The 13,362-nt window shown below is 41.4% G+C and carries 9 protein-coding genes and 5 tRNA genes; 3 read left to right on the top strand and 11 right to left on the bottom strand.

The genetic code is table 11. The features are described 5' to 3' along the window. The first annotated feature begins 248 nt into the window (after window positions 1–248). Genes HC733_RS11740 through HC733_RS11730 form a run of 3 tightly spaced genes read left to right on the top strand, consistent with a single transcriptional unit; the run spans window position 249 to window position 3,914 of the window. Window positions 249–1,451 carry a sensor domain-containing diguanylate cyclase gene (locus HC733_RS11740; RefSeq protein ID WP_190365234.1) on the top strand — a complete coding sequence of 401 codons (1,203 nt, stop codon included), beginning with the start codon at window positions 249–251 and terminating at the stop codon, window positions 1,449–1,451. Further along, a complete protein-coding gene (locus HC733_RS11735; protein WP_190365233.1) occupies window positions 1,448–3,412 on the top strand; it encodes a TonB-dependent receptor plug domain-containing protein in 1,965 nt (654 codons plus the stop codon). The genes HC733_RS11740 and HC733_RS11735 overlap by 4 nt, the downstream gene beginning before the upstream one ends. Further along, window positions 3,405–3,914: a YfiR family protein gene (locus tag HC733_RS11730; RefSeq protein WP_190365232.1), complete on the top strand. Its 510-nt coding sequence runs from the start codon at window positions 3,405–3,407 to the stop codon at window positions 3,912–3,914. Before HC733_RS11735 ends, HC733_RS11730 begins: the two co-directional genes overlap by 8 nt. A 99-nt stretch (window positions 3,915–4,013) precedes the next feature. Here HC733_RS11730 and ppiD read toward each other — a convergent pair whose 3' ends face one another. The 11 genes from ppiD to HC733_RS11675 all read right to left on the bottom strand — a co-directional run bounded on the left by ppiD (window position 4,014) and on the right by HC733_RS11675 (window position 13,294). Beyond that, on the bottom strand, window positions 4,014–5,924 hold the full coding sequence (gene ppiD / locus HC733_RS11725) for a peptidylprolyl isomerase (RefSeq protein ID WP_190365231.1): 1,911 nt from the start codon (window positions 5,922–5,924) through the stop codon (window positions 4,014–4,016). Window positions 5,925–6,087: 163 nt separating this feature from the next. Then, a complete protein-coding gene (hupB, locus tag HC733_RS11720) occupies window positions 6,088–6,360 on the bottom strand; it encodes a nucleoid-associated protein HU-beta (RefSeq protein ID WP_125253533.1) in 273 nt (90 codons plus the stop codon). Window positions 6,361–6,560: 200 nt separating this feature from the next. Then, window positions 6,561–8,930 carry an endopeptidase La gene (gene lon, locus HC733_RS11715; RefSeq protein WP_190365230.1) on the bottom strand — a complete coding sequence of 790 codons (2,370 nt, stop codon included), beginning with the start codon at window positions 8,928–8,930 and terminating at the stop codon, window positions 6,561–6,563. Window positions 8,931–9,052: 122 nt separating this feature from the next. After that, a complete protein-coding gene (gene clpX, locus HC733_RS11710) occupies window positions 9,053–10,336 on the bottom strand; it encodes an ATP-dependent protease ATP-binding subunit ClpX (protein WP_190365229.1) in 1,284 nt (427 codons plus the stop codon). 124 nt (window positions 10,337–10,460) lie between these two features. Beyond that, window positions 10,461–11,078 (bottom strand): ATP-dependent Clp endopeptidase proteolytic subunit ClpP, encoded by a 618-nt coding sequence (gene clpP / locus HC733_RS11705; protein ID WP_190365228.1) that lies wholly within the window; start codon window positions 11,076–11,078, stop codon window positions 10,461–10,463. A gap of 151 nt (window positions 11,079–11,229) precedes the next feature. Beyond that, complete coding sequence (gene tig, locus HC733_RS11700) at window positions 11,230–12,534, bottom strand: trigger factor (RefSeq protein WP_190365227.1); 1,305 nt, start codon at window positions 12,532–12,534, stop codon at window positions 11,230–11,232. A gap of 277 nt (window positions 12,535–12,811) precedes the next feature. Beyond that, window positions 12,812–12,888: transfer RNA gene (locus tag HC733_RS11695), tRNA-Pro, on the bottom strand. Between the two features lie 24 nt (window positions 12,889–12,912). After that, window positions 12,913–12,989: transfer RNA gene (locus HC733_RS11690), tRNA-Pro, on the bottom strand. 14 nt (window positions 12,990–13,003) lie between these two features. Continuing rightward, window positions 13,004–13,079 (bottom strand) — tRNA-His (locus HC733_RS11685). Between the two features lie 24 nt (window positions 13,080–13,103). Then, window positions 13,104–13,180 (bottom strand) — tRNA-Arg (locus tag HC733_RS11680). 37 nt (window positions 13,181–13,217) lie between these two features. Beyond that, window positions 13,218–13,294 (bottom strand) — tRNA-Pro (locus HC733_RS11675). Between the last annotated feature and the right edge of the window lie 68 nt (window positions 13,295–13,362).

The following is a 13,362-nucleotide window of genomic DNA, read 5'->3' as shown; positions in this document are numbered from 1 at the left end:
TTTAAATTCATCACTTCACTTGCAGATCGAATGCACCTTTTCAGACACTGCTATTTTTAAATTGTGATTAGTTCAATAATGCAGTATGAATTCAATCAAAAATTACTGTTTTTTAAGCATCTCTAATCTATATTTAGTTGAAGCAATACAATTATTTGGTTTGTGGGGTGCACTTGAACGAGCCATTACCTTCCATATCACTTGTTAAAAGGTTAACACGGTTAAATTTGTCTGTTATGGCAAGCAGTATGCTATTGGTGTTTACACTTACAACTATATTGCTGTGGTTTGTAGTACGAGACAGACAAGCCGAAACAGCCGAAATCAACCTCGCCCAGTTGGCTCATAACGTGGTGCCCATGCTCGTTTTTAACGATGCTGATACTGCAACTAAAGAGCTGTCATTGGTGGGTAACCAAAAAGAAGTGCTATTTATTTCTTTGCGAAAAACCAACGGCGAAGTATTCAGCGAGTACACCGAGCCGAGTTTTATCCCGTCAGCGGAACTTTATCAACAAGTTGGCCTACAGCCGCAAAGAGTGTATGAAGGCGTAAGAATGCGCCTATATTATCCAGTTGCTATCAAAGGAAAAACTGAAGGCGACCTAATTATGGTGCTCGATTTAACAGGCATGCTGTACTGGTTTTTGCGTTTGGTTTTGATGTTAGCCCTGTTAATTACTGTACTGTTTACAATTTCTGCGTTTATGCTGTCCCGTGTTCAGCGTGGCGCACTCACCCCTCTCTTATCTTTGTCCAAATTGGCACAAAGAGTTTCAAAAGAGCATAACTTTCAGCTACGCGCCAATGTTATCCGTGATGACGAAATTGGCATACTTACTCGAAGTTTTAACGAATTACTCAAGCGTGTAGATATCTCTCAGGCGGAACTTAGGCAGCAACTAGAGCAAGAACAGCTGCAAGGCCAGCAACTTAAACAAATGGTTCGCACCGATCCATTAACCAAACTACCTAATCGCGTCGCACTGAATCAAAAACTTAAAGAGATCACCATTGAGAGCAAATTCTCAAACTCAATAAACTGCTTGATGTTTATAGATTTAGATAACTTCAAATACGTCAATGACAACTTTGGCCATGACGCAGGAGACGATACATTGATAGAGGTTGGTCAACGGATCAGTGCAATTATTCGCAGTGACGACTTGTTGTGCCGCCTTGGTGGCGACGAGTTTGCGCTGCTACTTCCTAATATTGATTCAACCGAAAATGCAGAAAGGTTAGCGGCGAGAATAGTCAGTAGTATCAATCGCCCTATCGTAATCAAAGATACCATAATGCCGATTGGTATCAGTATCGGCGTGGCATATACACCCTCAGATGCAAGCTCGCCAATGGACTTGCTCAATTGTGCAGATGATGCCATGTATGCAGCTAAACGAGCAGGGAAAAACAATTTTCAGGTTTATAGTAAACAGGCATCAGCATGATAAATAAATACTTTGCAGCTGCTTTGTGTATAGCAGCATTAACTAGTAGAACAGCTCTCTGTGCGCCACTGCCTGATTTAGAAGACTTATTAGACCAACAGCTTAATCAATTACCAACGAATACACAGGTTTCTGCTGCTTCACGAATCGAACGCTCCAGTAGCGATAGTATGGCTGTCACTCATGTGATCACAGACAAAGACATTAGGCAGTTCAATCTACAATCTCTTGCTGATATCTTAGCCCTTTTTGTTGGCACAACTACACGAGACGATACTTCATTTACCTATCTCAGCGCCAGAGGAATAGGTCGCCCGGGTGATTTTAATTCGCGATTTTTATTTTTACTCGATGGCACAAGAATGAATGAAAATCTCTTGGATGCGGGACTTTTAGGTTATGAGAATTTCGTTGATGTGGGGCTGATTGAGCGCGTTGAATATAGCCCAGGAGCTTCAGCTGCCTTGTACGGTAATAACGCTTTGCTAGGTGTGATAAACATCGTCACTAAAACGACCAGTAAATTGGGGGATGTAAATATCGCGGCATCTACCACTAACGATGGTGCAAAGCACGCGAGAGTGACGACAGGGTTTCGTTCTGCTTCTGGCTCCGATAGTTGGCTGTCATTAAGTAAAACGCAACTTGATTCTATTGCTTACCCAGTACTGCAGGTGCCTCCTGAGTTAATTAAATGGCAGCACCTTAATAATGAAGAAAGTACTCGTATAATGTTTAGTCATCAAACAGGGAATCTACAGTTTCAGGCAGCCGGCTCAAAACGAGCACGCAACTTCCCTGATGGCTTTAGTTTGTTTAAAAACAACATACCTGAACTAGAAAAAATACAAAACGATGCTTACTTCCTTGCGCTCACATTTGATGACAAGATTTCTAACGATATTGAAGCGTATTTTCACATGTCGACCCATGGCAATGACTATGAGCGAGATGCACCACTTACCTTCCCAGACGGTAATATTATTTTTGAACGCACTCTAAACTCGGGCCGTTGGAGTAATATAGATGGTCAGCTTGTTTTTTTGGGCCTTGATGCTCATGAATTAATGGTTGGCTTTGACTTTCAAAAAGATCACCGCCAAGAGTTTAGCTCCATAGCCAGCATCCCAAGCGAGTTCGACTTGTACCATAAAAGTAACGAATCTCGCTATGGGCTATACATACAAGACCTCTGGCGATTAAGTCCAGAATTAAAGTTTCAGTGGGCACTAAGGCACGACAACTCAGATTTTAGCACTGCTAGATGGTCTCCAAGTTTTACTTTGAAATACCAATTTGCAGATAGCCACAATCTACTCATTCGTCACAGTCGTGCTTTTAGAGTGACCAACTTTTTAGAACGCAATGCCAACAGTGTTTTTGATATACCAGCGCCCGATAATGAAACACTAAAATATAGTGAAGTCAGCCTTGTACAGAGATGGAGCTCGTCTTTTTCATCTTTTGCCACGATATACCAATCAAATATTAAGAATTTGATCCATAGAGATATATACTACCCGACCTATTTTAACACCCCGCCTATCAAAAGTCGGGGACTTGAGTTTGGCGTTGATAAACGTTGGCACAATGGTATGTCACTGGTCGCCAACATGGCATTTCAGCGCTCTGAACTCAATGGTGGGTTTGATATTGGCAACTCTCCTAAGTTTATCGGTCAGCTGCGTTTTAGCGTACCACTTGGTAAGTCGGGTTTTCTCTTAAGCTTGCACTCACATGCCGTCAGCAAACGAGAATCTTTTGGTTATACATTGCCAAAGTTTTCCAGTCATGACGCCAGCTTAAGCTGGCAAAGCACTAACAAGTTATCTATTGCCTTAGGCGTAAGAAACATTACAGATGAGGAAGTTCTAGACATTACGGGTGACGGCTTTATCCCTTATGTTCAGAGACGTCGTCAAGTACACCTCTCAGTCAATTGGAGCTGGGATAATGATTAAAGTACTTTTTGCTTTATTCTTCTTACTTTTTTATCCCCAAACCAAAGCACAACAAGGGCTTAGCGAAAATGAGCTAAAAGCAGCATTTTTATATCGTTTTAGCCAGTTTAGTAAATGGCCTCCTCCACCGCCTGAAAAGTTAAGCTTTTGCGTTGTAGGAAACCATGGGCTATATCAAGCGATACTCGACTTACTACGGGATCAAAATATGCCCAACAATACGCAAGTAATTGAGCTAAAAAATATAGATCAGGTAAAACTCTGTGATGTATTGTTTTTAAGTCAACAAAATAGACAGCAAACACAATATTGGCTGGCTGAGCTAGAGAAACATCCTGTTTTGATTGTTGCTGATACCAGTGAGGGATTTCGTCAAGGCGCTATGATAGGTTTGATTGCTGATGCAAATAATCTGAGCTTTCGTATAAACCTAACTGGTGCAAAACAGCGGGGACTTAACTTTAGTGCACATCTATTAAAATTAGCGTCCGAAGTCCGCTAGGGAGCAAAGTGTCATTGTTAGAGCGGGTTAAAAGAAAGATATAGCCCTAGAATAAAAAAGAGGTGTCTATTTGACACCTCTTTTTGTTACATTTAAAACTTAGTTTTCTTCTGCTAGCTTGAGCTGTGGTCTTGTCACTTCAGCTTGCGCTTTGAGTGATTCGATAAAAGCAGTATAGTTTTTGTTTACTTGAGTCATCGTAATATTCTGCTTTTGCTGAGGGTCAATTTCATCACCAATTTGTGGTGTATTAACCGCCTTAAGCTTAAGCAATGCTGCATCACCATTGTTTAATTCCACCATCGCAAGTTGCGCTTTATCTGCACTTGGATGAGGTAGTTGGAATGCTTCTTTAACAATAGCAGGCGCAACTGAATAAGACTGACGCTTAAGCTGTGCTTCTGACTTTACTTCTGTTGAGTATTCAGAAGCGATGTCCGCCAATATTTTACCGCCTTGCAGATTAGTAAATGCTTCTTGTGCTTGCTGTTTAGCCAAAGCTGACGCTTTATCATTTGTTAGTGTCACTTTAACTTGTTCACTTACCTCTTCCAAAGGCTTTGTCGATGCAGCTTGATAATCTTTAACTCGAACTACAACAATGTGCTCACTAGCCACTTCCAAAACCTCAGAGTTCACTCTATCTTCTAGTACTTCTGGGCTGAAAATAGCAGTTGTTACAGTAGAAGTGTTTAAAGGCGCAGGCAAAGCACTTCTTGTAACTAGCTCTGTTGTTTTCAACTCTACACCTGCAGCAATAGCAGCATCTTGTAGTGAATTTGCAACCTCAAATGCAAGTTCAGCTATTTCTGTTTGCTTTTGATAGAATGCATCAACTTTTTCAGCTTTTTCTAATTCAGCACGTAAGTCATCTTTAACATCTTCAAATGCTTTAACTTGCTGACGCTGGATATCTGTTAGCTTGATAATATGAAAACCAAACTCCGAAGTGACAACATCAGAAATATCACCAACATTTTGCAAAGCAAATGCAGCAGATTCAAATTCTGGATCCATCATATCACGTTCAATCCAGTCTAAATCACCACCTACCTCAGCACTAACAATGTCATTCGACTTTTCTTCTGCCAGCTGCGCAAAGTCAGCTCCATTTTGTAATTGAGCTAAGATGTCTTGAGCTGCTTTTTTAGCATCCGCATCATCTTCTGAGCCTTCGATCAGAATGTGTGATACACGGCGTTTTTCAGGCTCTAAATATTGGTTTTTACTCTCTTCGTAGTAAGCCAGTACATCTTCGTCAGTAATTTTTTTAGCTGGCTCGATTTCGTCTGCTTTTAACTCAAGGTATTCAAGAGCAACGCGCTCTGGAGATTGAAATATGCCTTGATTTAACTGATAGTAATCTTTGATCTCTTGCTCAGACACTTCAACTTTAGATTTGAATAGGTCTTTGCTTAGCACAACGTAATCCAAATCTCGAGTTTGCTGTTGTAATGCAACGGCTTGCTTAAGCTCAGCTGGCAATACAAAGTCTGTTCCAGCGATAGCTGATACTAATTGATTGCGAGTCATTTCTTCACGTAAGTACTCGCGAAATGTATCTGGTTGGAAATTCATTTGACGAATTAACTGCAAGTAACGGTCGTTACTGAATTGGCCACCGATTTGGAAATATGGCATTTCTAAAATCGCGTCTTTGACTTGTTCATCACTAACACGTAAGCCTAGCTCTGCCGCTAATTGGTTTTGTAATTCTTGTTGCACCAATCTGTCGACAACACCTTGGCGAATACGCGCCATATAAGTAGGGTCAGCCGAAATTTGAGCGAAATACTCACCAAATTGTTGTTCTAAACGTGAGCGTTCGTTTTGATATGCACGCGCGAATTCTGTTTGACTAATTTTGACGCCATTGACCTCTGCTACAGGTTGCTCTGTGGTTTGACCTAGGTAACCACCAATCCCTGCTAAAGCAAAAGACAAGATGACGACGCCAAGTATTATCTTGGCTGCTGGGCCTTGAGAGCCTTCTCTGATCTTTTCAAGCATTTGTTCTTCTCTTATCTAAGCCAAAGCACCTCTGCGCTTTGAATTTATCGCTAATGTAAAAAAAGCGTATCTTATCAGATACGCTTTTTTTGTTGAAGCTGTACACGGCTTTTGTAAAGCAAAAGTTGTAAAGCTACGTAAAGCCGCGCCTAACTAAGGAAAATTAGTTTACAGCGTCTTTTAATGCTTTACCCGCTTTGAAAGAAGGAATGTTAGCAGCAGCAATCTGAATTGTTTCACCTGTTTGTGGGTTACGACCTGAACGAGCCGCACGCTCACGTACTGAGAAAGTACCAAAACCAACAAGCGCTACTGAGTCGCCTTCTTTTAGCGCACCAGTTACTGACTCGATGAATGAATCTAGAGCACGACCAGCAGCCGCTTTAGAAATATCAGCATCAGCTGCGATTTGATCGATTAATTGAGATTTATTCACAATATCATCCTCTTACATTGTTATTATCAAAAACGGACCGATATTTAAAACATTCCGCTTTTGTTGTTCATTTAGAGACATCACAGCGACTCTCTAATTCGGAAATCTTTATCAAGCCTAGGCCAGATAAGGGCTAGGCTTAAAACCAGTGCTTAAGTTAACATACCTTTTAGATTTGAAAAGCCCTTTCACTCACTTTTTTAGACTTTTTCTGCATTTTTGCTGTTTTCGACAGCAAAACTCTCCAAAGGATTAACTAAAGCAAGCGCCAATACCTCATCAATCCAAGTAACGGGGTGAATATCTAGCCCATCAAGTACATTTTGAGGTATCTCTTTTAGGTCCCTTTCATTAATTTTTGGGATCACGACAGTCTTGATACCGCCACGGTGTGCCGCTAGTAGCTTTTCTTTTAAGCCACCTATTGGTAAAACCTCACCACGCAAGGTAATTTCACCCGTCATCGCAACATCAGAACGAACTGGATTACCCGTTAGGCTAGAAACCAAACATGTCACCATGGCAATACCTGCACTCGGACCATCTTTAGGCGTTGCACCCTCAGGTACGTGCACATGGATATCACGTTTTTCATAAAAGTCGCTATTAATACGAAGCTTGTCTGCACGATTCCTTACAACGGTCATCGCTGCTTGAATTGATTCTTGCATCACATCACCTAATGACCCCGTATAGGTAAGCTTTCCTTTACCTGGCACGGCTGCACATTCTATTGTGAGTAAATCACCACCCACTTCTGTCCATGCAAGACCCGTTACTTGACCGATGCGATCACCGTCTTCCGCTTTACCATAGTCAAAACGCTGTACTCCTAAGAAGTCTTCTAGGTTGTCCTGATTAATCACAACTTGCTTAATATTTTTATCTAACAGAATATTCTTCACTGCTTTACGGCAGAGTTTAGAAATTTCTCGTTCAAGATTACGTACACCCGCTTCTCTGGTGTAATAGCGAATAATGCCAATAATTGCACTGTCTTCGATAACAACTTCAGAGTCCTTTAAACCATTACGCTTGATCTGTTTAGGTATCAAATGTTGCTTCGAGATGTTCAGCTTCTCATCTTCTGTATAGCCAGAAAGACGAATAACTTCCATACGGTCTAACAACGGACCTGGAATATTAAAGCTATTCGATGTGGCAACAAACATCACGTCAGATAAATCGTAGTCAACTTCTAAATAGTGATCAGCAAAGGTGCTATTTTGTTCAGGATCTAGCACTTCAAGTAAAGCTGAGGCTGGATCACCACGCATATCTGAAGACATTTTGTCTATTTCATCTAGCAAGAACAATGGGTTTTTCACCCCCACTTTGCTCATGCTCTGAATTAATTTACCAGGCATTGAACCAATGTAAGTACGTCGATGGCCGCGTATTTCGGCTTCATCGCGTACGCCGCCTAACGCCATACGAACATATTTTCGCCCTGTAGAGCGCGCAATAGATTGTCCTAAACTCGTTTTACCGACACCTGGCGGACCAACTAGGCACAAAATAGGCCCTTTTAGTTTATTGGTACGTTGCTGAACGGCTAAATACTCGATAATACGGTCTTTAACTTTCTCAAGACCATAATGGTCAGCATCTAAGATTTTCTGTGCGCCTGCCAAATCTTTTTTAACTTTAGAGCGTTTTTTCCACGGCACGCCAATCATGGTATCAATATACGAGCGCACCACGGTTGCTTCTGCAGACATAGGAGACATCATTTTTAACTTATTTAGCTCAGACACTGCTTTTTCTTCTGCTTCTTTTGGCATTTGTGCTTCGCTGATACGTTTTTTTAACGCCTCGAATTCATCAGGAACATCATCTAATTCACCAAGTTCTTTTTGAATCGCTTTCATTTGCTCATTCAAATAGTACTCGCGTTGCGATTTTTCCATTTGCTTTTTAACGCGCGAACGAATTTTTTTCTCGACTTGCAGCAAGTCTATCTCGCCTTCCATCAGCGCCATTAAATATTCTAAACGCTCAGTGACACTGTTCAGTTCCAGCACTTTTTGTTTCTCTGGCACTTTAATTGGCATGTGAGCAGCCATTGTGTCTGCTAATCGAGACGCCTCATCAATACCTGATACTGAGGTCAAAACTTCTGGTGGGATTTTCTTATTCAGTTTTACATAGCCTTCAAATTGGCTTACTGCACTACGAATAAAAATATCTTGCTCTTGTTCTTCAATATCTTGAGATTCTAAAAACTGTGCTTGAGCTAAAAAGTAATCATCGGTTACTAGAAATTCATCTATCTTAGCCCGTTGCGTCCCCTCTACTAGTACTTTGACCGTACCATCAGGGAGTTTTAGCAATTGCAATACTGTTGCAATTGTACCGACTTCATATATTTCATCGGTCTTTGGGTCATCAACAGTGGCATCTTTTTGTGCGACTAAAAAGATTTGTTTGTCATTTTCCATCGCCGCTTCTAGGCATTTTATCGATTTTTCTCGGCCTACAAAAAGCGGGATCACCATGTGTGGGTACACGACAACATCGCGTAGCGCCAACACTGGAATTTCAACTCGATCCGTTCTCTCAAGCGTCATTATATTCTCTTCACACTTCGTTAATTTTTATTAATACCAATCTATATGGGGATAGCGTATGTAAAGTTCAACTGATTGATAAAAAAAGGAGCCATTGGCTCCTTTTTACATGACTCGATAGCTTACTCTGACACAGCTTTGTCTTGAGGGCTATTTTCATAAATTAAGATAGGATCTGACTCACCTTTAATAACGGTTTCATCAACGACTACCTTACTTACGTTTTCAATCGATGGCAGTTCATACATTGTATCAAGCAAAACACCCTCTACAATTGAACGCAAACCCCTGGCTCCAGTTTTACGATCCATTGCTTTTTTAGCAATCGCTTTCAAAGCATCTTCTCTAAACTCAAGCTCTACATCTTCCATCTTAAACAACGCAGCAAACTGTTTAGTTAGTGCATTTTTAGGTTCATTTAAGATTTGAATAAGTGCATCTTCATCTAGTTCGGTAAGCGTTGCTACAACGGGTAGACGACCAATAAACTCTGGGATCAAACCATATTTAACCAAGTCTTCAGGTTCTACATCTTTAAATGTTTCACTTAAAGAACGTGACGCATCAGAAGATTTAACGTTTGCGCCAAAACCAATCCCCGTATTTTTATGACTACGCTGCTCAATCACTTTATCTAGACCAGCAAACGCACCGCCGCAGATGAACAGGATTTTAGATGTATCAACCTGCAAAAACTCTTGCTGAGGGTGCTTTCGGCCACCTTGAGGCGGTACAGATGCAACCGTTCCCTCTATTAACTTAAGTAATGCCTGCTGAACACCTTCGCCAGAAACATCTCGTGTAATAGATGGGTTATCAGACTTACGTGAAATTTTATCGATTTCATCAATGTAAACGATACCGCGCTGAGCTTTTTCAACGTCGTAGTCACACTTTTGCAATAGCTTTTGAATGATGTTTTCAACGTCTTCACCCACATAGCCAGCTTCTGTCAGAGTCGTTGCATCAGCCATAGTGAATGGTACATCAAGTAACCTTGCAAGTGTTTCCGCTAATAATGTCTTACCACTACCAGTTGGACCAATTAACAAGATATTACTCTTGCTCAGCTCTACATCATTTTTAGAGCCTTGGCTACGCAATCTCTTGTAATGATTGTATACCGCAACAGACAACACCTTCTTGGCATGTTCCTGACCGATAACATAATCATCTAGATGATTTCTAATTTCTTTTGGAACTGGAAGTTTGTCACCTGCATCATGCTTAGGTGCAATATCCTTTATTTCTTCCCTAATGATGTCGTTACACAGTTCGACGCACTCATCGCAAATATATACCGATGGACCGGCAATTAATTTGCGTACTTCATGCTGGCTCTTACCACAAAAAGAGCAGTACAAGAGTTTATTACTTTTGTCGCCGTCTGTTGGAGTGTCTGACATTCAGCTACCTCTTATTTTCGTCGTTACCAATAACGGTAACCATATACATTGTTTTAACTATACCAAATAAACCTTAATTTAGCATAGTTGCAGAGCGAGGTTTAACCGCTCGCTCTAAGAAAACTTACTTAATTTCTCTACGTGTATGAACTGCATCCACTAAGCCGTACTCTACCGCTTCTTGTGCGCTCATAAAATTATCACGATCAGTGTCTCGTGATACGATATCAAACGGCTGCCCAGTATGTTCTGCCATTAGCCTGTTTAATTTTTCTTTGATAGATAAAATCTCCTTCGCATGAATTTCAAAGTCTGATGCTTGACCTTGGAAACCACCTAAAGGTTGGTGGATCATTACACGCGAGTTAGGTAAGCAGTATCGCTTGCCTTTAGCACCACCAGAGAGTAAAAATGCGCCCATGCTAGCCGCTTGGCCTACACATACAGTACTTACGTCAGGTTTGATAAAGTTCATAGTGTCATAAATCGACATACCTGCAGTTACAGAACCGCCAGGTGAGTTGATGTAAAGAAAGATATCTTTTTCTGGGCTTTCAGATTCTAGAAACAGTAACTGCGCTACGATCAAATTTGCCATATGATCTTCAACTTGCCCTGTTAAGAAAACAATACGCTCTTTTAAAAGGCGCGAATAAATATCGTAAGAGCGCTCACCTTTAGCTGTTTGCTCAACAACCATTGGTACTAATGCATTGAAAGGATCGATCATACCGTCATTCATATTTTTTATTCCTTAATCTGCAGCGTTCTAGGCAGGCTGCTTTTGGTTGGTATTCTTGCCTACAAATAAAAAATGGCTCGGACAGACTACAAATCTTTGTAGAACATCTCGAGCCATTAAATCGTTAGCTTAGCGTTAAGTCAATGACTTATTAAGCACCTTGCTGCGGATTCATGATGTCATCAAATGCTTTCTCAACTTCAGAAACCTGTGCAGCAGCTAAAATAGCTTCTACAGCTTGCTCTTCCATTGCAACATTACGCATTTGTTGCATCATTTGTTCGTTACTCTTGTAATAAGCAACAACTTCGCTTGGATCTTCGTAAGCTGACGCTACAGTTTCGATTAATTCATCTACTTTAGCTTCATCTACTTTGATGTCGTTTACTTTAATCACTTCACCAAGTAAAAGACCTGTTTTAACGCGAGTCACTGCTTGCTCATGGAAAAGCTCAGCTGGTAGCTCAGGCATGTTCTGTGCGTTGCCACCAAAACGTTGTGCTGCTTGCTGACGTAGAGCGTTAATTTCTTGACCAATTAGTGCTTTAGGCACTTCAGTTTCGTTAGTTGCTAAAAGACCTTTGATTGCTTGATCTTTCACATTAGCTTTAACAGCTTGAGAAAGTTCACGTGTCATGTTCTTTTTAACTTCTTCTTTAAGTGCGTCAACGCCGCCTTCTGCAACACCAAACTTAGCTGCAAACTCGTCGTTTAGCTCTGGAAGCTCCTGAACTTCTACTTTCTTCACTGTGATAGTGAATTGAGCAGGTTTACCTTTTAGGTTTTCTGCATGGTATTCTTCAGGGAAAGTCACGTCAGCAACAACTTCTTCGCCAACTTTTTTACCTACGATGTTGTCTTCGAAGCCAGGGATCATACGACCTTGACCTAGCTCTAGAGGGAAGTCTTCAGCCTTACCACCTTCGAACTCTTCACCATCTAAAGTACCAACGAAATCGATAGTTACACGGTCTTTTTCGCCTGCTGCTGCATCACTTTCAACCCAAGTTGCGTGTTGCTTACGAAGCGTTTCTAACATGTTTGCTAAATCTTCGTCAGTCACTTCAACAACTGGCTTTTCTACAGCAATTTTTTCTAGGTCTTTTAATTCAACTTCTGGATATACTTCAAAAGTTGCATCAAATTCTAAATCTTTACCCGCTTCAAGAGCTTTAGGTGCAAATGTAGGTGCGCCTGCTGGGTTGATTTTCTCAGAAATAATCGCTTCGATGTAGTTGCGTTGCATTAATTCGCCAGCAACTTCTTGACGTACAGCCATACCAAAACGTTTAGCGATAACAGATACAGGTACTTTACCCGCACGGAAACCATCAATACGCTGTGTTTTAGACAGTTGTTGTAAGCGTTTTTTAACTTCAGTCTCAACGTTCTCTGCAGGAACGGTGATAGTCAGACGGCGCTCAAGGCCTTGAGTCGTCTCAACAGAAACTTGCATGATTTACCTCAATCTTCAATTTTGGCGACAACGCGCCTTCCTTACAAACAAGTTGCACATCATGCCTTAATCAGCGAATCCACGGAAGCCCGTTTTGAGCACCAATTGCATGTGTCATTCTTGTTGCCTGCCCTTCATGGGCCCTATGTTAAACAATAGACGCGGCATTATAACCTATAAAAACGTTTAGTCGAGCAATCAGGATAAATTTATGAAGAAATAAGGGCTGAATGGTTAAATGTTGGTTAAATCTAGAATTTATAATGAGATAGAAAGATGGTCGGCGATGCAGGATTTGAACCTGCGACCCCTTGGACCCAAACCAAGTGCGCTACCAAACTGCGCTAATCGCCGATACTATATACGGTATTTGAGAAGTGGTCGGCGATGCAGGATTTGAACCTGCGACCCCTTGGACCCAAACCAAGTGCGCTACCAAACTGCGCTAATCGCCGACGGAGTATGTAGATGGGGCGACTGATGGGGATTGAACCCACGACAACCGGAATCACAATCCGGGGCTCTACCAACTGAGCTACAGCCGCCACTACATAGGGACTAAATAAGAATGGCGCACCCTGAAGGATTCGAACCTTCGACCGACGCCTTAGAAGGGCGTTGCTCTATCCAGCTGAGCTAAGGGCGCATACGAACATCTTCATGTTACTATTCTTATTTAAAAGTGGTCGGCGATGCAGGATTTGAACCTGCGACCCCTTGGACCCAAACCAAGTGCGCTACCAAACTGCGCTAATCGCCGATACTTATTTGTTGTTTTGAGCAGTGCTCGTTGACAACGGGGTGCATAATAGTGATTTGACCGAACTA

It is taken from the genome of Pseudoalteromonas sp. S16_S37 (genome assembly GCF_014694405.1).
Taxonomy (GTDB): Bacteria; Pseudomonadota; Gammaproteobacteria; order Enterobacterales; family Alteromonadaceae; genus Pseudoalteromonas.
Note: the sequence above shows the minus strand (reverse complement) of the source record. Positions and strands in the feature narration are given on the sequence as shown.

Coding starts and splice junctions, on each gene's coding strand:
- HC733_RS11740 (WP_190365234.1), top strand. CDS start 249: ATGCTATTGGTGTTTACACTTACAACTATATTGCTGTGGTTTGTAGTA.
- HC733_RS11735 (WP_190365233.1), top strand. CDS start 1,448: ATGATAAATAAATACTTTGCAGCTGCTTTGTGTATAGCAGCATTAACT.
- HC733_RS11730 (WP_190365232.1), top strand. CDS start 3,405: ATGATTAAAGTACTTTTTGCTTTATTCTTCTTACTTTTTTATCCCCAA.
- ppiD (WP_190365231.1), bottom strand. CDS start 5,924: ATGCTTGAAAAGATCAGAGAAGGCTCTCAAGGCCCAGCAGCCAAGATA.
- lon (WP_190365230.1), bottom strand. CDS start 8,930: ATGACGCTTGAGAGAACGGATCGAGTTGAAATTCCAGTGTTGGCGCTA.
- clpX (WP_190365229.1), bottom strand. CDS start 10,336: ATGTCAGACACTCCAACAGACGGCGACAAAAGTAATAAACTCTTGTAC.
- clpP (WP_190365228.1), bottom strand. CDS start 11,078: ATGAATGACGGTATGATCGATCCTTTCAATGCATTAGTACCAATGGTT.
- tig (WP_190365227.1), bottom strand. CDS start 12,534: ATGCAAGTTTCTGTTGAGACGACTCAAGGCCTTGAGCGCCGTCTGACT.